This is a genomic window from Paenibacillus silvae (assembly GCF_014639235.1).
GTDB classification, from domain to species: domain Bacteria; phylum Bacillota; class Bacilli; order Paenibacillales; family Paenibacillaceae; genus Paenibacillus; species Paenibacillus silvae.
The window spans coordinates 23458-43350 of sequence record NZ_BMFU01000019.1 but is presented as its reverse complement, the minus strand read 5'-3'; the positions used below and the strand labels follow the sequence as shown (position 1 = coordinate 43350).

The 19893-nt window shown below is 49.1% G+C and carries 18 protein-coding genes; 1 reads left to right on the top strand and 17 read right to left on the bottom strand.

Annotated features, from left to right (window positions below; genetic code table 11):
• From IEW26_RS28225 to pth, 16 genes are all read right to left on the bottom strand, one after another.
• Positions 1-948: a serine/threonine protein kinase gene (locus IEW26_RS28225; protein WP_145406570.1), complete on the bottom strand. Its 948-nt coding sequence runs from the start codon at positions 946-948 to the stop codon at positions 1-3.
• On the bottom strand, positions 932-1681 hold the full coding sequence (locus IEW26_RS28220; protein WP_188594808.1) for a VWA domain-containing protein: 750 nt from the start codon (positions 1679-1681) through the stop codon (positions 932-934). Before IEW26_RS28220 ends, IEW26_RS28225 begins: the two co-directional genes overlap by 17 nt.
• A gap of 123 nt (positions 1682-1804) precedes the next feature.
• Entirely contained in the window at positions 1805-4312 is a 2508-nt protein-coding gene (gene spoIIE, locus IEW26_RS28215; protein ID WP_188594807.1) for a stage II sporulation protein E, read from the bottom strand.
• A 522-nt stretch (positions 4313-4834) separates the two neighbouring features.
• Positions 4835-5359: a S1 domain-containing RNA-binding protein gene (locus IEW26_RS28210; protein ID WP_110899216.1), complete on the bottom strand. Its 525-nt coding sequence runs from the start codon at positions 5357-5359 to the stop codon at positions 4835-4837.
• Between the two features lie 199 nt (positions 5360-5558).
• The gene (locus IEW26_RS28205; RefSeq protein ID WP_188594806.1) at positions 5559-5894 is read right to left on the bottom strand and encodes an FtsB family cell division protein; all 336 of its coding nucleotides are present in this window, start codon (positions 5892-5894) and stop codon (positions 5559-5561) included.
• Positions 5887-6477: a spore cortex biosynthesis protein YabQ gene (yabQ, locus tag IEW26_RS28200; RefSeq protein ID WP_145406573.1), complete on the bottom strand. Its 591-nt coding sequence runs from the start codon at positions 6475-6477 to the stop codon at positions 5887-5889. Before yabQ ends, IEW26_RS28205 begins: the two co-directional genes overlap by 8 nt.
• Positions 6474-6761 (bottom strand): sporulation protein YabP, encoded by a 288-nt coding sequence (gene yabP / locus IEW26_RS28195; protein ID WP_110899219.1) that lies wholly within the window; start codon positions 6759-6761, stop codon positions 6474-6476. The genes yabQ and yabP overlap by 4 nt, the downstream gene beginning before the upstream one ends.
• A 169-nt stretch (positions 6762-6930) precedes the next feature.
• On the bottom strand, positions 6931-7209 hold the full coding sequence (locus tag IEW26_RS28190) for an RNA-binding S4 domain-containing protein (RefSeq protein ID WP_090924618.1): 279 nt from the start codon (positions 7207-7209) through the stop codon (positions 6931-6933).
• Complete coding sequence (locus IEW26_RS28185) at positions 7209-7499, bottom strand: HU family DNA-binding protein (protein ID WP_477529280.1); 291 nt, start codon at positions 7497-7499, stop codon at positions 7209-7211. The genes IEW26_RS28190 and IEW26_RS28185 overlap by 1 nt, the downstream gene beginning before the upstream one ends.
• A 318-nt stretch (positions 7500-7817) precedes the next feature.
• On the bottom strand, positions 7818-9311 hold the full coding sequence (yabN, locus tag IEW26_RS28180) for a bifunctional methyltransferase/pyrophosphohydrolase YabN (RefSeq protein WP_188594805.1): 1494 nt from the start codon (positions 9309-9311) through the stop codon (positions 7818-7820).
• A gap of 326 nt (positions 9312-9637) precedes the next feature.
• Positions 9638-11455, bottom strand: a complete 1818-nt coding sequence (locus tag IEW26_RS28175; protein ID WP_188594804.1) for a putative polysaccharide biosynthesis protein — start codon at positions 11453-11455, stop codon at positions 9638-9640.
• 276 nt (positions 11456-11731) lie between these two features.
• Positions 11732-12274 carry a stage V sporulation protein T gene (spoVT, locus tag IEW26_RS28170; protein WP_111273257.1) on the bottom strand — a complete coding sequence of 181 codons (543 nt, stop codon included), beginning with the start codon at positions 12272-12274 and terminating at the stop codon, positions 11732-11734.
• A gap of 301 nt (positions 12275-12575) precedes the next feature.
• Positions 12576-13742, bottom strand: a complete 1167-nt coding sequence (locus tag IEW26_RS28165; RefSeq protein WP_188594803.1) for a peptidylprolyl isomerase — start codon at positions 13740-13742, stop codon at positions 12576-12578.
• Positions 13726-17253 (bottom strand): transcription-repair coupling factor, encoded by a 3528-nt coding sequence (gene mfd / locus IEW26_RS28160; RefSeq protein WP_188594802.1) that lies wholly within the window; start codon positions 17251-17253, stop codon positions 13726-13728. Before mfd ends, IEW26_RS28165 begins: the two co-directional genes overlap by 17 nt.
• 341 nt (positions 17254-17594) lie before the next feature.
• Entirely contained in the window at positions 17595-17825 is a 231-nt protein-coding gene (gene fin / locus IEW26_RS28155; protein WP_111273255.1) for an anti-sigma-F factor Fin, read from the bottom strand.
• A 98-nt stretch (positions 17826-17923) separates the two neighbouring features.
• Complete coding sequence (gene pth, locus IEW26_RS28150) at positions 17924-18484, bottom strand: aminoacyl-tRNA hydrolase (RefSeq protein ID WP_145406578.1); 561 nt, start codon at positions 18482-18484, stop codon at positions 17924-17926.
• A 117-nt stretch (positions 18485-18601) separates the two neighbouring features.
• On the opposite strand from pth, the gene IEW26_RS28145 reads away from it, so the two are divergent.
• Entirely contained in the window at positions 18602-18802 is a 201-nt protein-coding gene (locus tag IEW26_RS28145; protein ID WP_110899227.1) for a hypothetical protein, read from the top strand.
• 111 nt (positions 18803-18913) lie between these two features.
• Here IEW26_RS28145 and IEW26_RS28140 read toward each other — a convergent pair whose 3' ends face one another.
• The gene (locus IEW26_RS28140) at positions 18914-19867 is read right to left on the bottom strand and encodes a ribose-phosphate diphosphokinase (RefSeq protein WP_017691370.1); all 954 of its coding nucleotides are present in this window, start codon (positions 19865-19867) and stop codon (positions 18914-18916) included.
• Positions 19868-19893 lie beyond the last annotated feature (26 nt).

Genomic DNA, 19893 nt, shown 5'->3' with positions numbered 1-19893 from the left:
CTAGAAGCGCAGTGCATAGATGAGTACCCCGATAAGTAAAATGACTGATAAAGCAAAGGCATTTTTCAGCCAACGCGGTGTGCCATTTCTTGAGCGTCTGCGCATAGGCGCAGGGCGTTCCATCAATTCCTTCCACGCCTTTGCAGCAACACCTGCATCCTGAAATTGACCCCGGAGCGCTCGAATAATCCAGTGCCGGAAAGGGCCTAAACGCTCGCTTCGTTCAACCAGCCGCACGAGTTGATTAACATTTCGCAATTGCGGCAGTCCATCTGCAGCCAAAGCTTTCAACGCGTCTGCTTCCATAATATGAATCAGTAGAAGTGCAAAAGCAAACACATCATATGAAGCATCCGCGGTTCGGCTGCCTGCATTCCAGTACCCTCGATCGTACCATTCCGTGAACTGTTTGACACTTCGACCAATCGAAGTAACGCCGCCATAATCAATCAGCTCAACATGTCCATAATCAGAGACGAGTACATTCTGAGGTTTGAGATCGCCAAACACCCAGCCGGCTTGATGCAACTGACCAAGCTTCTGTAACAGCCTTAACCCAACCAGGAGTGTCCAGTCTGTTCCCTGACGCCGAATAAAATGATGCAGCGCCTCTCCCTGAACGTAACGCATTACATAAAAGGGAATATCCCGGCCTCGAACGGCATAATCGTCCACATCTTTAAGATAGGATGGTATGCCGCTCTGCCGAAGGGCTTCATGATTACGCTGCAACTGAAATGATTTGAGCACATTGATCTCAGACTGCAAATCGACCGGATCAAATCCCATTTTGAGTGCATAGTGCTTGCCGTTCTCTCCCCGCTGGACAAGAAACACAACCCCGTTAGCACCTCTGCCCAGCAGCTTCCGAATTGTATATCGGCTTCGATTCCATTTTCCCGTAATAACGGTTCCCGGCGGGAAAGAGGCATCAGACAACGTTGTCACCGAGCATCCCTTCTCTTTCAATGCGATAGTTCCCTTCTATTTCCTGCTGTTCCTCCAGTGTACCATATCGGTAAAAATCAATCACCTTCTGAATTGCAGGGCCTGTCGGTGTCGCTCCCTTGGTCTGCAGCCGTCCAAACAAGGAACGAACCCGCCCCGGATCATCGGTCCAGTCGATGTCCATAACCGCATGCTCTCCGCTGTGGCGGCCTGGAAAATGAAAAACAGAAAGCCGGCTTTTGCCTACCCGTGCCTGCAAGCTTAACATCAAATCCCGTATGCCTTCCTCTACCGCTGCCAGCTTTGGCTTCATGCTTGCGCTGACATCAATGAGCAGGGAAACCTGCAGGGCCGTAGTCTCTGTCATATTGTCCATCACTTCTACAACCTGTGAACGCTGTGCAGGCTCCAGATCAGTGACCGTTTTGGAACCTTCCCCCAAAATTTGAGTTAACTCTCTATTAACCGCTTGCTGAATTGTTTGAACCACCGTTTTTCTTGTCATCATCTGCATCGTATGCGCTAATTGTCTTGTGCCTACAATCTGACTGATTCCCCCTCCTGCTCTGGCAATGTCCTCAATCTCCCGACTTCCCAGCTCTCCAATGGTGCCGTAGTCAATGACACCTACAACATTAACGGTAATGCCCTCCTCCCGCGCCTCAGCTGCTGCAAGTACCGGACTTACACCCACATTGGAACAACCGTCTGTAATCAACAAAATTTGTTTCATCCGATATCCCTCCGTCATTCTTACTCTTCAATTCTATGACTAGCATTGCCAGATTGAAGAGAGTTCAAACGGATGGATCTGGATTGAGATAGCTACTAAGGACATGTCTATATGTCAGGTTAATTAACTCACAGTGCGTGGACGCTCCATACGGCTGATGCCAGGCACCCGCAGGGTTGCCCATTCCGGGCGGAAATGCTCAACTTTTCCAACTACAACGGTCATATCATCTAAAATTTCCTGCTTCTGATACCGAATCACACTTTCGAGCAGACAATCTGCAAGTTCTTGTGGCTCATCGGTATCAATCTCCTGAATGAGACGTTTCATCCACAGCTCTTTGTTCACTGCATATCCTGGCGCATCATAGATTCCATCTGTCATCATGATCAAAATATCACCTGGCTGCAGCTGCAGCGTAACGAGATCCACCTCTATATCTTTAATAATGCCGATCGGCAGATTGCTGGCCGAAACCTGTATAACCTCCTGTCCACGTTTGATAAAGCTCGGTGTAGAGCCAATTTTCATAAACGTTGTCTCTGCTGTGTACTCATCGATGAGTGCCATATCGACTGTGGCATACATCTCTTCCGGAGAACGCAGCATCAGCACCGAATTGACGGATTTGATCGCCAGCTTCTCATCCATACCTGATTGAAGCAGCTGCTCCAGAATGTTCAGTGCAGCACTGCTCTCCATGCGAGCCCGCTCTCCGTTCCCCATTCCGTCACTGAGTGCGACAGCAAACGTGCCATTGCCCAGCTCGACCGTACTGAAGCTGTCCCCTGACATCACATCTCCTCCCTTGGCCGCAGCAGCCACACCTGTTGTGACCTCGAACGTTTTTGCCGAGCCAAAGGTCACGGTTGCCAGTCCCTGGCGTGGGTCGGTCATCGTTTCATGCAGCACAGCAATATGTTCGTCCAGCACGTTAGAGATCAGCGGAGCGATCATTTTGCGGCATTCATCAAACCCCCTTGTATATGCGTGTACAATCTCGATCTCTACATTGCCTGCTTCCAGATTAATAATTTCAATAGAATGAATGGATAATCCAAGGGACTCCAGGGCATCCCGAATCTGTTCCTCCTGCTGCACCATCTCCTCACTCTCGCGTTGAATTTCTTTGGCCAGGTCCTCCATCACCTGGGATACGCCGGATAATTGTTCGGCAACCAATTGACGACTATCAATAATCTGGCGTTTCCATTGCATGTTGTGCTGATGCAGGCCATATTGGGCACGCATCACTTCAAGCACTTCCTCCGGCTTGGCACATACCCTGTTCCATTCAACCGGGATTTGTTTGCCGGACATCTCCGGGTTCGCTTCAATGGAACTCATCACATCTGTCATATAGCTGTAGGTTTGAATAAATTTGGCGTCCCAGCATTGTGCACGCTTGAAGCAGTTGGCACATGTTCCTTCAGCAACTGCATTCATGAAATGTTCCATGCCGCCTTCTTTGTGTACCGGTTCCCCTGTACCGGACATCTGATCGAAGCTGCGGGATAATTGACGGAACACTTGGGAAAAGCGAGTCACTCGCTCCGCTGTAATATCCCGAATGCGTTTCGCATATTCATGCTGGGACTTGGTGTGATCCTGCGTACCCGGTACATATTTGGAAATGGCAGCAAGCATACTCTTTGGCGTAAGCATAAACAACACAATTGCCGCACACGTTTCCCATAATGAATTCATCACATCACCCGGACCACTCAGATAGATGGATAGAATAGAGGAACCCAGCAGCATGCCTAGTGCAACCGCAGCACGTTTTCCCTCTCTAAGCATGCCTGCCAGCATACCGGCAAAAGCAAGCAGACTCATCTGATATACGGCTGACATATCGGCCAGACTGAGAATTAATCCTGTTATCACCCCTACCGACGCACCCAGGGGGGCTCCGCCCACCAGCGCAAAAACTAGAATGAGATATCGGGAGAGCATATGCTCCACCGAAAGCGACTGAATGGACCAGCCCACCGCTCCGGTCATGACCGAGGCCAGCAGAATGATCAGGCACAGGATCTCCTCGTTCTTTAGGATGAATTTCTTTTTGCGATACGTAAAAATCGGAATGGCCTGAATGAACACAAGGGTGAGTACAAAGCTTAGCACCGAATCCATCGTCAGCATCAGCATCGCATACCAGCTGAACGAAGGACCAATCACCACGGCGAACAGCTTTACCATAAAAGTTGTCGTAAATACCATCGTTGGTGCATAAGATAATTCAGCACGATCATGAGATTGCAATCCTCGGAACAGCAGATAGAAGATTGCCATCTCGGAAGCGACAATGAGTGATACCGGAAACGGGGCGAACAGACTGCCGGCCAGCAGCGCCGCACCCACTGGAATGATGTAATCCCTGCGCATAAAAGCAATCACCGCAAAGTATGCAATAGCAAAAGGAGATAGTTCATTCAGAATCATTGCTTTACCCAGCAGAAATCCCATAAAGGCAAGCAGCAGTACCCATTTGCGCGAAGCTACCGCCTGGACAGCCTTGCGGGAACCCAGCCAGTGCTTCAGGCGTACGGACAGCTCCTCCCGAGCTGCAGCGCCTCCTTTGCCTGCTTTCATTCCCGGAATTTGAATGACATTCCACTTCTCCATCATGCTCAAGGCACCCCATTCGATTGATTTGATTTCGTGTTTCATTCTCGATGGTTCTGATTATAGATAGAATGCAAGACGTAGTTTGTCAGAATAGCTGGACGAGCTGCAAAAAGTTTACGACAAAAGAAACATTCGCGGCGCGATGGTGTTAAACCCTCGGCCCTATTGTGGTTTCTCGTATTCCAGAGCAGACCTGCTCCGATCCGCATGTCTGATTTTGAACGTGAAGCTGGAAGGTGTCGCCACGATCTGAGCAGGATAACTGGGGAATGCCACGGAAACCTGTCGGTAAAAACTGGTAGACGACAAATGTTCTTATCATTCCGTCTAGCGGTACGGTGGAGTGCGGGAATGATGTCATGGCTCAGCATAAAACGAATTCCTCTCCGATGTTTCGCCGAAATCAGAATCGGAATACAACGCCAATTCAACATTCACTGAAAATAACCTGGGGAAGCACAAAAAAACCGTCAGCCGATTGGCTAACGGTTCTGCTTATATATTCAAATCAGGTTGGACAGATTACACACGCTTCGCGCCACGGCCGCCGCGTTTGCCCTCTGTATTCTTCTTAAGCGAAGAAATACGTTCTTCACTATCTTTCAGGAAGCGTGACATTTTATCCTCAAATGAAGGTTTGCCTGCTGCGGGCTTGAAAGAACGGCCTCCGCGGTCACGGTTAAATCCACCGCCGCCACCACGACCTTGGCCACCACTTGGGCCTCCGCCGCCGAATCGTTCGCGATCTCCTCCACTGCGTTCCGGTCTAGGAGCTCTTGGGGGTCTGGATTGTGTTTGTTGCTCAACCGGTTTGTCAACAGCCTGTTTGATGGAAAGTCCGATCTTGCCGTCCTTGTCAACGTTGATAACCTTTACTGTGACTTGGTCATTCAGCTTCAGGTGGTCGTTGACATCTTTGACATAATTGTCGGCGATTTCCGAGATGTGAACGAGACCCGTGACACCTCCTGACAGATCCACAAATGCTCCAAAATGCGTGATTCCTGTCACCTTGCCCTCTAACTTGGTGCCCACTTCAATTGCCATAGAATAAAATGATCCTCCCTTAAAAATATACAACCCGATTTTTTGAATGCCAAAATCAATGCTGCGCTACTTGTAATTATACCTTATGCCATAAACCAAGGTCAACTGAGCAAGCGCCCATTGGAGAGCCTATTTTTTCCGATTTAACCGCATAAGACGTATTGAAATCAGGCCTTGCTCAGCAAAGGACCAAATTCCATTAGTTCCCTGCCCCTTCAACCTGAATTGGTGTTTCTTCAGGCAGGTAGTATCCTTTTTTTCGTGCCAGCTGTCCTATGTATTCAGGGTCCTTCAACCGGCTGACTTCATACTTCAGCTGTTCCAGCTGCTGCTTCGTATCCTGCTGGGATGTTTGCTGTTGGGCCAAATAAGAACTCTTGTCCGAAATTTGCGCATTCTGCACCAGAAAGGTATATCCCGCCCAGATGGCAAAACAGGTTACAAATGTCAACCAGATCATAAGACGTCTTCGCGCACCGGCAGACTTCCCTTGATTGGCTGGACTTTTCTTTCTGTTCACAGGTGTTCTACTCATTACCTGGACCTCCTTGAAACCAGCGTTTCCATATCGCTGCAATTCTTGTACCCGCCTGGACCATCCATCGAGGCGTTACCCAATATCTCAGTAGCGGCCTGAACATCCAGCGGAACAATTTGCCGAAAGGGATTAAACATTGCAGCACCAGTTTGCCCAGGAATATTAGTATCGCAAGCATAAAGCCGAATAATACACGTACTAATCGATATATTCCCTTCACTGGCATCACAATCAGGATGTTAAGGATATGTCCACACCACTGGATCAGTGTTCTTGCGAGTTTAATTAACATTACCACAAAACGCTGGGTTGTAACACTTAAAAGCCAAAAATAGAAGCAAACCCCGATAATCAGCCCCAAAAAGACATAAAACCGCAGCTGTCCATGGTTTCCGGCGTACAGCATCCGAAACACGAACAGCGCGGAAGCAACCCAGTACAACAGATCAAGCGTATGGATGCTCCACCTTGGAAATCGCAGCTGACCAGACAGTACCCGGTAACTGTCGTAAGCCACGCCCATCACGACTCCCGATAACAGCATCCAGGTCAGTGTGATCCACTGCGCATCCAGAATCATCGGAACATCTTGCCGAACAGGCCTTTACTGTTTTTGGACTGGGAACCGGGGTCCAGATATTGAAGCGAGCTGACCGTGCCCTCAATGGATAACAAACCTTCCTCCAGGCTCAGGTTTTTGATATGTAAATTATGCCCCCGGATGGTCAGATGCCCAAGCTCGGTCTGTAGCAGAAATTCCTCACTGTCAAAGCTCTCCACATTGGAGACTCCTGTCAAATCCAGCAGTTTCCGATTTTGCATGCTCAAATGATGCTGTTTGGCCTTCCCTCCGTGCTCAACCATGGCATGTACCCCTCCTTCTTTAGTACATAGCTTATGGATGAGTGCCAGAGAATAGAACCTCTGCCCACAGATCAATTCCTTTCTCTCTTGCTGCAGGCATAAAAAACGCCCTTCCGATACCGGAAGGGCGTTTGAAACACTATAAAATGATACATGTACGGAACCGGAACTACCAGTCCATCCCGTTATCCTTGGCAATCGGCTCTTCCTTAACCAAGGTATAGAGGCTGCTCGCCTCATCCTTCTTGGTACTCTCGGCAAGACGCTCCACCTTCACGGTGACCAGCTTCTGACCAAACTGAACCGTCAGCTCATCGCCTACTTTAACAGCAGCGCTAGGCTTCGCTTCCCGTCCGTTCACCAGAACACGTCCTTGTTCAGAAACGTCTTTGGCTACCGTGCGGCGTTTGATCAGCCGAGATACCTTCAGGAATTTATCAAGACGCATTATTTTACAGCTTCTTTAAGTTTGTTACCTGCTTTGAATGCAGGAACAGTGGACTCAGGAATCACGATCTCATTCCCTGTTTGCGGGTTACGTCCGGTACGACCGGAGCGTTTGCGGGTTTCAAAAGTGCCAAAGCCGATCAATTGTACTTTGTCGCCGCTAGCAAGTGCATCTGTAATTTCGCCCAAAAAGCCATTCAATACGGACTCGACATCTTTCTTAGTCAAACCGCTTTTGTTAGAAATGTTGTTGATCAAGTCTGTTTTGTTCATGTTAAAAGCCTCCCAAATTGAAAAAAAAGTATCTGCGGGCCTAGCAGCCTTATGTGGGCCAAGCTAATCCTCGCACGGGTTACTACACATGTATTCTGGCTTGCATGCTGAATTCCTGCCTTGGTCTGCGACTTTTTTTAGCATTTGTCGCACGATCGCAGAGATTCGTCTAAGTCCAGTACCCGAAACGTTCTCTTGTTAAACACCGCCAATTACCTGTAATTCCATTCATTTATCAGGTTTCGCATATCGTCATGAACACATGTTCGTATAATCATAACATATGGGCTGGCTTCATTGAAATAAGAAGTTTGGATCGTTTCGCAAAATAAATTCCTATAGTCCTGCCTTCTTGGCTTGCTGCCAGAACTGTTCCATCTCATCTACGGAGCTGTCCGCAGGAGTTTTGCCCTGCTCACGCAGTCGATCCTCGATGAATTGGAATCTGGCGACAAACTTGCGGTTGGTGGCTGCAAGGGCCTCCTCCGGGTCAGTATCAATAAAACGCGCCACGTTAGCTGTAGCAAACAGTACATCCCCGAGTTCCAGCTTGCGAGCCTCGGCATCATGCCCCTGCTGCACGGCTTCCTTCAGTTCGGAAAGCTCTTCCTCGATTTTGGCAAACACGCCCTCCACATTATCCCAGTCAAAGCCAACTTTGGCCGCTTTCTTCTGGAGCTTGTAGCCCTTCATAAGCGCAGGCAGATCACGTGGTATGCCATCCAGCACAGAAGCCTTCTGCACATCCTGACCTTTGCGCTTTTTCTCCTCTGCCTTCATCTGTTCCCAGTTCTGCAACGCTTCATTCGCATCTTCGGCCTGATTATCACCAAAAACGTGAGGATGACGGAAGATCAGCTTATCATTCAACCCCTCGATCACATCATACACATTAAATGTGCCGATCTCTTCTTCCATCTGGGAGTGCAGCATGATCTGCAGCAGCAAGTCCCCCAGCTCCTCCTTCATATGGTCTGGGTCATCCTCATCAATGGTTTCAATGACCTCGTATGTTTCTTCAATCAGGTTTTTACGAATGGACTGATGTGTCTGCTCCTGATCCCACGGGCAGCCACCCGGGCTGCGAAGAATGTTGACGATCTCATGCAGCCGCGCAAAGGAGCGACGGCGCAGCGTATCATCTGTATTTTTAGGAACGTAAATTAACGACAGATTGCCATAGCCGGGGGTACGATCCAGTTCATGCAGCGGCACCTTGTGAATGACCTCCTGACCCTGCACACCAAGTGCATGGCCTACATACACGGGATAATCATCAGGGTAAACCTCCATCAAACACAGCTTCACATCCGAAGCAGTGAATACATCGTATACTTGCCCGATTAACGTGTGCAGCTGCGGCTGAACCAGTTCAGGATTCAGACTGCTGGCGTCCAGCAGCTGAAAGCCTTCAATGGGGTCGAAGCCCAGACGGATAAATGCTTCATCCAGAAAGCTCTCCCCGCCCATGATTCGCAGAGAAATTCCCTGCTGCGGGCAGCGCTCCTTCAGCAGTCTTACACTGGCTTCGGCTACCATCGGATGGCCCGGTACGGCATAGACAATCTCGGTACCCACAGCCCCTGTACGCGCAGCCTCGATCAGTTGGCTTGCAATCTCCTCGTAGACCTCCGGGAAAGAGGATTTGGACTCATAGATGGCGTCAAACGACGTCATCTCCAGCCCCTCCTGCTGCAGATCATTCAATACCGGATGATCCAATGTGCGTACATATAATGTAGCCGCATGCTTCATTTTTTTAATAATACCTAATGTAAGTTGGTCCGCATCCCCGGAACCCAAGCCTACCACTGTTAACGCTGCACTCATTGCGATTAAACCTCCATCCGAACCGCCCTGCTCGTAAATGCTTATTTCTTTGGCCCTTTGGCACATTTATGAACAATAAACAAGTCTATTCCGACCGAACAGGTTGGCGCTCGATAATTACACGTATTATAACAGAATCTGTAGATATCCAATAATTTCATCTGCATCACGGGTGTTTGGCAGACCTTCCGCTGCCCATTCTTTGCATTCTTGCACACAAGAAAAAACACGAAGCATATCCTGCTGGTTTTAAGCCTGGCACTTATATAATCGGGAAAATAGTCAGCAGGGCAGGGCAGACACTGGCTGCAGCTGCGATGCTTGGGTTAGCGCAGTACACGCAGTCTGCGCAGCAGCCCCGCCAGACGCGGCCCCAGCTTCGGCAAGGCCGCCAGCTCTGCGGCGGTCAGCAGCCCTGTCCGGGCCGCGGCCAGCACAAACACGGCTGTGCCTGCGGCAATGCCCAGCAGGCTCACGCCCATCGCAGCCAGCCGATGCGTGGCTGCGATGCCCACGCCGCCGAGCACCGCTTCGGCGGCCCAGGCCATGCCCAGCGCCGCCAGGCTCATGGCGGCGATCACCAGCGCCGGCTTCGCCAGGACGGCGCCAGGGGCAGGGCGCATGGCGGTAAGCCGCGCCAGCAGCGCCACATTCAGGCCAGCCGCCAGCATATAGGCGGCTGCGCCCGCAATCGCCGCGCCGCTGATGCCCAGCGCCGGCACAAGCATGACGTTCAGCAGCACCTTGACGCCTGCGGCTGTCAGCATGCTGAACGCGGGAGCGCGCACGGCGCCGAGGCCCTGCAGCAGCGCCGCCGCGATAATGCTGACGGTGCTGCCCGCTGCCGTCAGCGCCATATACCGCAATGCTTCGGTGCCTGCGGCATCCCCGTATAGCATGCGGTTAATCGGATCAGCCAGCACCGCAAGACCTGCGGATGCCGCCAGACCGATAAGCCAGAACCAGCGCAGCGCTGTGCCTGCTTGCTGCCTGACGGCTTCCGGCCCGCCCTTCAGACGTGCTTCGGCCATCGCCGGAATAAACAGCACCGAGAGTGACGTAGCCAGCATCGTCACCAGCTGCACCAGCGGCAAGCCGCGGTTGTATATGCCGAACGAGACCATCGTCTGCACTTCATCCAGCCCTTCACCCTGCAGCAAACGCGGAACCGTGAACGTATCTACCAGATTCATCAACGGCACTGCGAGTGAGCCAAGACAGACAGGGATGGCATAGATCAGCAATGTGCGTATCCATTCTGCAGTGGTACGCTTCAGCTCGAGAGCTTGTCCACCGGCTTCTGCCACAGCAGCATTGCGCAATGCCCCCGTTTCCCCCGCATTTTCATCTTTCTTGTTCCTGCCTCCAGCATATCGGGGACCATCTTGCAAAGCTCTCCCGAACTGTCCCGTCTTTTCCGTATCCTCCACCCGCTCCGAACTAGCATACAACGCTTCTCCAACCACCATACGCTCTGCATGCTCTGTCCGCTCTTTCCTACGATGCCAGTATACGAATGTTAGCATCACGGCAAGTCCGGCGCATCCGCCCGCCACCGAGCCCAGCATTGCACCTGCGGCAACCGTTTCGATCGAAGCCTCCTGACGAATCAGCCATAATAGTACAACGATCATAACCGTTACTCTCACCGTCTGTTCGGCCACCTGAGATATCGCTGTAGGCATCATCTGCTGCATACCTTGAAAATATCCGCGCAAACCTGTCATGAGCGGCACACATAACAGCGCCAGGGATGCAGCACGAATCGACGGAATAACATGCTGATTGCCGATCAGTGCTGCAATCCATGGCGCGCTGGCATACATCACAATAGCCGTGAGGAATCCGAATCCTGCGAGCAGCATTGAGGATATTCGAATGATCCTGCGACTCTCTTCCCCTTGGCCCAGCGCTTGCTGCTCTGCTACAAACTTGGACACAGCCAACGGCAGCCCTGCAGCGGCAAGCGTAATGATAAGCATATATAACGGATAGACCGTGTTGTAGATGCCAAAAACACCGTCTCCTCCAAGATTTTGCAATGGAATCTTCTGAAAAGCACCGATGATTTTGGAGATGATGGCGGCAAGCCCTAGAATAAACGCTCCCTGGAGCAGCCTTGTGCCTGAAGATGACTGTTTCATAACTTTTTGGTTCCTCCTGTATGCACCCTGACATTCAACAAACGGAGCATAAAGCTCCCTTAGCTATTATACCTGCCAGAAGGCACACAGACGAACATCCTTTGATCAGCAACCTGTGATTCAGATTAAGACCTCTTCCTGTCTGCCCCACCCTATATAAGTTGGAAGGTTATTCTGTCATCGGAGTACTTGTGTAAATACCTTTAGTTCAACTTATATGTAAAAAGCAAAAACTCCCGTATGCCCGTTACAGGCTCACAGGAGTTCAGCTGCTGTCTATTGTTCCATTTGCTTGCCAAGGAAACCTGCAGCGGTCTCAGCCATTTTGGTTTCCATCTGAGACATCTTCACCGATTCATCCTTGTTGTACAGGATGACCGTTCCAATCGGATCGCCTCCAGAAATGATCGGCGCAATAACAAACGAGGATAACGTCTCATCATGATCTTTGCTAATCTCATAGGTGCCGCTTGTTGTTTCCATCATCGTTTTGCGGTTCTCCATACAGCTCTCTACAAGGCTGCCAATCTGCTTGTCCAGATATTCTTTCTTGGAGCCGCCTGCCACCGTGATAATCGTATCCCGGTCAGAAATCATCGTCACGTGACCTGTACTCTCATATAACGATTCTGCATATTCTTTGGCGAAATCGCCGAGCTCGCCGATCGGTGAATATTTTTTTAATATAACTTCACCATCCCGATCCACAAAAATCTCAAGCGGATCTCCTTCACGAATACGTAACGTACGACGGATCTCTTTTGGAATGACCACACGACCCAGGTCATCTATACGGCGGACAATACCAGTAGCTTTCATTTTACATGTTGCCCCACTTTCTCGAGAAGATTTTTCAACTACTGTTCCTTAATGGGTAGAGGAAAGTCCCAGAACGTTTAGTGTGATTTCTTGACCATAGTATTCATCTGTTCCCAAGTCCTTATACATGCTTTAAGGAATATCGTTAATAATCTTTTGCAAAAAGAAAACAAAGCACAGAAAGAACCTTGTCGTTCTTTCTGTGCTTCATATAGGAGCTTGTCCTGTATAACGCCGCCGTAACCCGTCTTGTCAGGTCTTCAGAGCTTTCCTGAAGTGCATCGCAAGGCAGCCTTACACTTTATTTACTGCTTGTACCCTCTTCGGTTTTCGAATCCGTAGTTGTGCCCGTTCCTTGATCTGTCTTCGCATCCGTGCCTTTGGAATCGGTTTTGGATTCGTCTGTCTTGGTTCCCTCTGTACCTGTCGAACCTTCTGTACCTGTTCCTGTTGTGCCTTCTGAACCTGTTGTGCCTTCCTCTTTCTTCTCCGTCTTAGGCAGCTTCACTTCTTTAACGATTTTATCTAGCTCATTTTGCATGAACGTATCGATTTCAGCTGCAGCCAGCTGGCTTTTCAGTGTTTCTTTCTGTTCAGCCGTCAATTTGGCATAATCTGCCTCTGTACGAGCTTCCACCTTCATGATGTGGTAACCGTACTCGGTTTCAACCGGATCACTGATTTTGTTCAGTGGCAATGTTTTGGCTGCTTCCTTGAACGCCTCTACCCAAGTGGAAACCGGTGTATTCTCATACAGTCCGCCTTTTTCAGCAGAACCTGGATCTTCAGAGTATTTTTTTGCAATTTCAGCAAAGTCCGCTCCGCCATCCAATTTAGCTTTTACTTCTTTTGCAATTTTCAAAGCGTCTTCTTTCTTACGCTCTTTTTGTGTTTTAGGGTCTGTAAAGTTAATCAACACATGACGTACAGATGCCGTTGTGAACTGATCCTTGTTTTTCTCAAACTCGGCCTTCAGGGCATCCTCGGTTACACCTGTCTCTTTGTCCTTGATGACCGTCATGATACGAGTCATATAGTCTTTAATGTTCTGATCTGTCAGATTTTGAGCTTTCAACATCTCAGTCCATTGATCTTCCTTCACAGAAGCCTTCATTTTGTCGAATTGCTCGGTTGCTGTTTTTGCACCTTCTGTTTTTGCTTCCTCGCTCGCTTTGCCGCTCAAATATTCATAAGCAACTTCCTGTTTAACCAGGTATTCCTTGAAATCATCCATATCCATCATTTGTGCATATTCTGGATAGAGGAACTTCATGACACGCTGCTCCAGATCGAATTCATTCGCTGTGATCGTGCCACCATCATATGTTGCTACGACAGCACTGGTATCCTTCGACTCCGGCGCTTTCGCTTCTTCCTTCTTGCCGCATGCAGCAAGCAAGGACAGGGACAGTACTGCCACCAAACCTACGGACAGCACTTTTCCCACTTTTTTATACTTTGCTAACATCTTTTAGTTCCCCCTTTGATTTAAAAGCAGTCTTCATGGACTCCAGAAATTTCTCTACCAGCTCCATCAGTTGCTTATCCCCAAGCCCCTTGCCTTTGACATGAATCAGCATTTGAGGTCCTTGTTCAAATTGTACACGTCTTTCGAACTGATTTCCAATGTGTGAGATTTTTGAGAGCTCAAAGGCATTTTCACGCCCCTCATAGAACTTCACTGTGAGGTCATCCCCGCGCTGTGTAATCGACTCAATTCCGTAGATTTTGCCGTACACCTTGAGACGCGCCACCGACATCAGGTTAATGACAGCCTCTGGCAGATCACCGAAGCGGTCAACCAGCTCATCTTCCAACTCCATTGCATCGTCGAAGGAAGAGATGACGGCCACCTTTTTATAAATCTCGATCTTCTGAATACTGTCATAAATATAGTCAGATGGCAAGTAGGCATCCATGCTGAGATCCAGTGTTGTATTCCACTGATCCGAAGGCACAGGCTCTTCACCCAGCATGGTAACTTTACGTTTGTTGATCTCTTCAGCGAGCATCTGCGAATACAGATCGAATCCGACCGAAGCAATGAATCCATGCTGCTCCGCTCCAAGCAGGTTACCTGCACCACGAATGGACAAGTCACGCATCGCAATTTTGAAGCCTGAACCCAGCTCTGTGAATTCCTTGATGGATTGCAGACGCTTCTCCGCCACTTCGGTCAGCACTTTGTCCCGCTGGTATGTGAAATACGCATAGGCAATCCGGTTGGACCGACCTACCCTTCCACGCAGCTGATAAAGCTGTGACAGACCCATTTTATCCGCATCATGCACAATCAATGTATTTACATTCGGAATATCTACACCTGTCTCAATAATGCTGGTGCTCACCAGTACGTCATACTCTCCGTCCAGGAAGTCGAGGATTGTCTTCTCCAGCTCGGTTTCGGTCATCTGACCATGTCCTACGCCCACTTTGGCTTCCGGCACCAGCTCCGAAATTTCCGCAGCCATTTCCTGAATTCCCTGAACGCGGTTGTAGAGGTAGTATACCTGACCGCCACGGGCCAGCTCACGCTCAATCGCTTCACGAACCAGCGCCTGGCTGTGCTCCACTACATACGTTTGAACGGGGAAACGATTCTCTGGCGGTGTTTCGATAACAGACAAGTCACGCACACCCAGCATCGACATATGCAACGTACGAGGAATCGGCGTCGCTGTAAGGGTCAGCACATCCACGTTGGTTTTGAGCTTTTTCAGTTTCTCCTTATGAGTTACACCGAAACGCTGCTCTTCATCAACAATGAGCAGTCCGAGATCTTTAAATACCAGATCCTGTGACAGCAAACGATGCGTACCGATAACAATATCAACTGTACCGGATTTAATGCCCTTTGCTGTCTCATTTTGTTCCTTGCGGGAACGGAATCGGCTAAGTACATGAATGTTGAACGGATAACCCGAGAAGCGCTCGCGGAACGTCTCATAGTGCTGCTGGGCCAGAATTGTGGTCGGAACAAGCACCGCCACCTGTTTGCCCTCGATCGCCGCTTTGAAAGCAGCCCGAATAGCCACTTCCGTTTTACCGTAACCAACGTCTCCACACAATAAACGATCCATTGGACGGTTTTGTTCCATATCTTTTTTGATTTCCTCAATTGCACGCATCTGATCCCGTGTCTCATCGTAAGGGAACATGTCTTCAAATTCCTGCTGCTCCGCAGAATCCTTGTCAAAGCCGTATCCTTTGGATGTTTGACGTTCAGCGTACAGCTTGATCAGATCATCAGCGATATCCTGAACGGAGGAACGAACTTTATTTTTAACCCGTGTCCACTCGTTGCCGCCCAGCTTGTATATCTTCGGCTCCTTCTCTTCGGAACCCACATACTTCTGAATCAGATCAATCTGCTCAATAGGCACAGACAATTTGTCTCCGCCTGCATACAGAATGTGCATGTAGTCCTTGTGAATGCCAGCGACTTCAAGTGTGCCGATTCCGAGATATTTACCAATCCCGTGGTTCTGGTGAACGACATAATCGCCCACTTTCAACTCGCTATAGGATTTAATGCGCTCGGCATTGTCGATGTTTCGAATCGGCTTGCGGGCTTTACGCTGCTTCTGTGAAAACATCTCGCCTTCCGTAATGACCGCCAAATGGATGGACGGCATCTCGAAACCGGTCTGCAAGTTGCCATTCAGCATCTCTGGCTCAGGGATGTCGTAATCCTGCAGCACGCGGCGCATCCGATCCATACGCTCCTCGCCATTAGCCAGCATCAGCACTTGAACGCCAGCCTTCTGCCAGCGTTCCATCTCCGCCTTCAGCACGTTCATCTGCCCGTGGAAGTCCTGCATGCCGCGGCTAATAAAGTTCAGAATGTTCTGAGGCTGTGTATGTGGCACCTGACGCAGGAAGATCGACATAAATATGGTCTGGAACGAACGCTCATAGAGCAGCTCATCCCCATCTGCTGATAGCGGCAGATCGGGCAGTGTTTTACCATTTTGCATCAGATGCAGGTTCCACTCCGATTCGTCCCTGTCCAGTTGTTTCGAGGTTTCCGACAATCTTGCTGGCTCATCCATCACCAGAATTGTATCTTCTGGCATATAGTCATAAATCGTTTTATTTTCTGGATAAAGCGGGGAGATGTATTTGTACATTTCCGAAAAATACACATGCTGACGCAGCAGCTCAATCTCCCGGTGCATCTCTTCCCGCAGCCGCAGCTTGGCCTGACGATCCGTCATTTTCTCCAGCTGCTGCTCGAGCAGAATTGCCGCCGTGTCGGCTGCTTTCTCCATACGCTCCCGGTCTGCGATCAATTCCTTGCATGGCAGTACCTTAATCTCTTCTATCCGTTCAATCGAACGCTGGTCTGCCGGATCAAACGTACGGATCGAATCAATCTCGTCGTCAAATAACTCCACCCGATATGCAATCGATGAAGTCACTGGATAAAAGTCAATAATTCCTCCACGAACGCTCATCTCACCGCGAGATTCAACGCGCTCCACGCGCTCATATCCCAGTGTCACCATCTCCAGCAGAAATGAATCCAGCTGAAGTGTATTGCCCTGTTTAATCTGAATTTGAGCATTCGCCATAACTTCCGGCAGCGGAACGTAACGTCTTACCCCCGAAAAAGGAATCACAACAATGCCCCTGAACCCTTGGGCACAGCGGACCAATACCTCTATACGCTGAGCAAGCGTCTCCGGACTTGATACGGCTGCCTCAGCGGCAACAAGTTCATTGGCCGGGTAGATTAACACCCGCTCCGGTGAAAGCGCTTCCTGCAAATCTTCTGCAATCTTTTGTGCGGAAAACATATTATGTGTCACGACGAGCAGTGGACGGTCCATCTCCTGGTGCAGCGCGGCCAACATAATCTGACGAGCCGAACCGGATAAGCCGGAAACCAGCTGCTCCTTCATGCCGGATTTAACCCCGGCCGTAATGGACGTAAAGTCCGGGTCTTTGGAAAAAGCCTGTATGAGTGCTTGTAACAAAAGGGGCACCTCTCTTATAACTTTCTTGAATATTGCACATATCTGTGCAGCATTTTGATGGTCAACGTTTTTTATAATTGGATAGTTATTCCTTTTTTGTCCTGTTTCATCATAAAGCATTACTCGGAACATTGCCACATCTGTTCCTATGGCTTACCCTGGAATTCAACTTCGAGCAGGGTGACTGAATCAGCCCCTGATTTTGTTCCAACTGAAAAGAAGCCTCAGCAGGCTGCCAAGGCTATAAAAGGCGGGCCGCAATCATATTGCGGCCTTCCCATCTGTCATTTGTTCAATGTTCATCATTCGTAACGTACTTCAACCATCGCCACCTGCGTTGTCTATTGAAGCGGACTAGCAAGCAGGCTTAGCTCGGGGTTATGCTCCAGCGCTTCCTTACAATAATCACATGTAATGCGAACGGTCACATCACCACCGGAATTATACGCTATTATATCCCTCCGCTCGTCGGGGGTCAAGAAATGAAAACCGAGCTGTGCTTCTGTAATTTTAGCCGAATCAATCTGTCCAATAAAAGTACGGCAATGCCGACATACATAATTCACTGACATAGTTATGCCTCCTGAACATGGTTTATACATCCAGTATGTCCAGATTGTCCGAATTGAAGTCGTCACTTTGATCTTTTTTCCAGCCGTACTGGATGATATTAACCGTTGAATTTGGCCATCGTATGCTCAAACGTATTCTTCAGGCTGTATTCGAGCGCATCACATGTCTGCTCAATGGTTTGCTCCAGCGCTTCTTTTTCTTTCTTCATAAAAGTAGACAGCACATAATCCACAATGGCATGTCCCGGATCAGGTCTTGATATCCCCATGCGAACCCGGTTAAACTGCTGTGTACCCGTATGCTGAATAATGGACTTGATTCCATTATGTCCGCCTGCACTGCCCTGATAACGCAAACGCACCTTGCCAATCTCGGTATCCATATCGTCGTACACAACAATCAGATCTTCCAGACTTACTTTATAAAAATCCATATAAGCCCTTACGGATTCACCGGAAAGGTTCATATAAGTCATCGGTTTGATCAGCACCGTTTTGACGCCACCAATGTTGCCCTCACCGATAAGAGCTTTGCATTTATTTTGCGTAACCGAGATGTTATGGCGTTCTGCAAAACGATCGAGTGCCATAAAGCCGATATTATGCCGCGTTTTGGCATAGTTTGATCCTGGATTTCCAAGTCCGACAATCCACTTCATCGTATTCCCTCCTTCGGGTTAGCCTGAGGCGAGGCATAGACTTCGAATGTTATATTTCATATAATATCAGGAAAGCACATATCGAACATTTTATCCACCTAGGAAGGTGAGCGGGTTTTGCGCGAAGATAACGGACAACTGACTCAACATAGTGACTTTATTTATCATCTGGAGCATCACGTACCTGTACAGGTATATGACCGTGACACCCATATCGAGATTGGTTTAATTACTCGTTTCGATAGTCAATTTGTCGAAATTGCCGATACACTTTTTCACAGACGCCGCTTTCGCTTTATTTCCCGCCCGGGATATTAATGCGCGTTGGCACCCTTTGTTTATGTTATTTAAAAAAACGGCACGCCGACAGGGGTTACATTTTCCGTTCAACCGGAAGACGTAACCCCTCTACTACTTTATGCAGACATCTTATTCAATTTCAAACAGCTTGCTGATGGACAATTCCTCATGAACACGGATAATCGCTTCCCCAAGCAATGGAGCTACAGACAATACTTTGAGTTTGCTTGTCGGATTGGCATGTGTAATTGGAATCGTATCTGTTACGATGACTTCCTTCAGCGGTGCATTCTCCAGACGCTCCATTGCAGGACCGGACAATACCGGGTGAGTACAGCATGCGTATACTTCCTTCACGCCGCCTTCCATCAAAGCATTAGCTCCAAGAACAATCGTTCCGGCCGTATCAATGATGTCGTCGATCAGAATGGCTGTTTTGCCTTCGATGTTACCGATAATGTTCATGACTTCACTGACGTTCGGCTCAGGACGACGTTTGTCAATGATTGCGAGCGGTGCATTCAGGAAATCAGCCAGCTTCCGCGCACGCACGACACCACCGTGGTCAGGTGACACAACCACCGGGTTTTCAATCTGTTTCGAGCGGAAATATTGTGCCAGAATCGGCACACCAAGCAAATGGTCAACCGGAATATCGAAAAATCCTTGAATCTGCATGGCATGCAGGTCCATTGCGATCACACGTGTTGCCCCTGCTTTTTCAATCAGATTAGCAACCAGCTTCGCCGTAATCGGGTCACGTGAACGTGCTTTGCGATCTTGACGTGCATAGCCGTAATACGGGATTACAACGTTAATGGTCTTGGCCGATGCACGTTTCAATGCATCAATCATGACCAGCATTTCCATCAGGTTATCATTAACCGGCAAACAAGTGGACTGTACGATATATACGTGACAGCCGCGAACACTCTCGGAGAGTTTCACTTGAATCTCGCCATCGCTAAAGCTGGTTGTATGAGATTCACCCATAGGAATCCCGATATAATCCGCAATTTGATGGGCAAGCTTGGGGTTAGAATTGCAAGTAAATATTTTTAGTTTCGAGTCAAAATAAGTCATAAAATAAAAACCCTCCGTGCTGGTTC

Excerpts from the sequence above, each read along its gene's own strand:
- fin (WP_111273255.1), bottom strand. The coding sequence starts at position 17,825 with ATGTCAGTGAATTATGTATGTCGGCATTGCCGTACTTTTATTGGACAG.
- IEW26_RS28210 (WP_110899216.1), bottom strand. The coding sequence starts at position 5,359 with ATGGCAATTGAAGTGGGCACCAAGTTAGAGGGCAAGGTGACAGGAATC.
- IEW26_RS28140 (WP_017691370.1), bottom strand. The coding sequence starts at position 19,867 with ATGACTTATTTTGACTCGAAACTAAAAATATTTACTTGCAATTCTAAC.
- yabP (WP_110899219.1), bottom strand. The coding sequence starts at position 6,761 with ATGGTTGAGCACGGAGGGAAGGCCAAACAGCATCATTTGAGCATGCAA.
- spoVT (WP_111273257.1), bottom strand. The coding sequence starts at position 12,274 with ATGAAAGCTACTGGTATTGTCCGCCGTATAGATGACCTGGGTCGTGTG.
- IEW26_RS28205 (WP_188594806.1), bottom strand. The coding sequence starts at position 5,894 with ATGAGTAGAACACCTGTGAACAGAAAGAAAAGTCCAGCCAATCAAGGG.
- spoIIE (WP_188594807.1), bottom strand. The coding sequence starts at position 4,312 with ATGATGGAGAAGTGGAATGTCATTCAAATTCCGGGAATGAAAGCAGGC.
- IEW26_RS28165 (WP_188594803.1), bottom strand. The coding sequence starts at position 13,742 with ATGTTAGCAAAGTATAAAAAAGTGGGAAAAGTGCTGTCCGTAGGTTTG.
- pth (WP_145406578.1), bottom strand. The coding sequence starts at position 18,484 with ATGAAGTGGATTGTCGGACTTGGAAATCCAGGATCAAACTATGCCAAA.
- IEW26_RS28175 (WP_188594804.1), bottom strand. The coding sequence starts at position 11,455 with ATGAAACAGTCATCTTCAGGCACAAGGCTGCTCCAGGGAGCGTTTATT.
- yabQ (WP_145406573.1), bottom strand. The coding sequence starts at position 6,477 with ATGATTCTGGATGCGCAGTGGATCACACTGACCTGGATGCTGTTATCG.
- IEW26_RS28190 (WP_090924618.1), bottom strand. The coding sequence starts at position 7,209 with ATGCGTCTTGATAAATTCCTGAAGGTATCTCGGCTGATCAAACGCCGC.
- IEW26_RS28220 (WP_188594808.1), bottom strand. The coding sequence starts at position 1,681 with ATGAAACAAATTTTGTTGATTACAGACGGTTGTTCCAATGTGGGTGTA.
- yabN (WP_188594805.1), bottom strand. The coding sequence starts at position 9,311 with ATGAGTGCAGCGTTAACAGTGGTAGGCTTGGGTTCCGGGGATGCGGAC.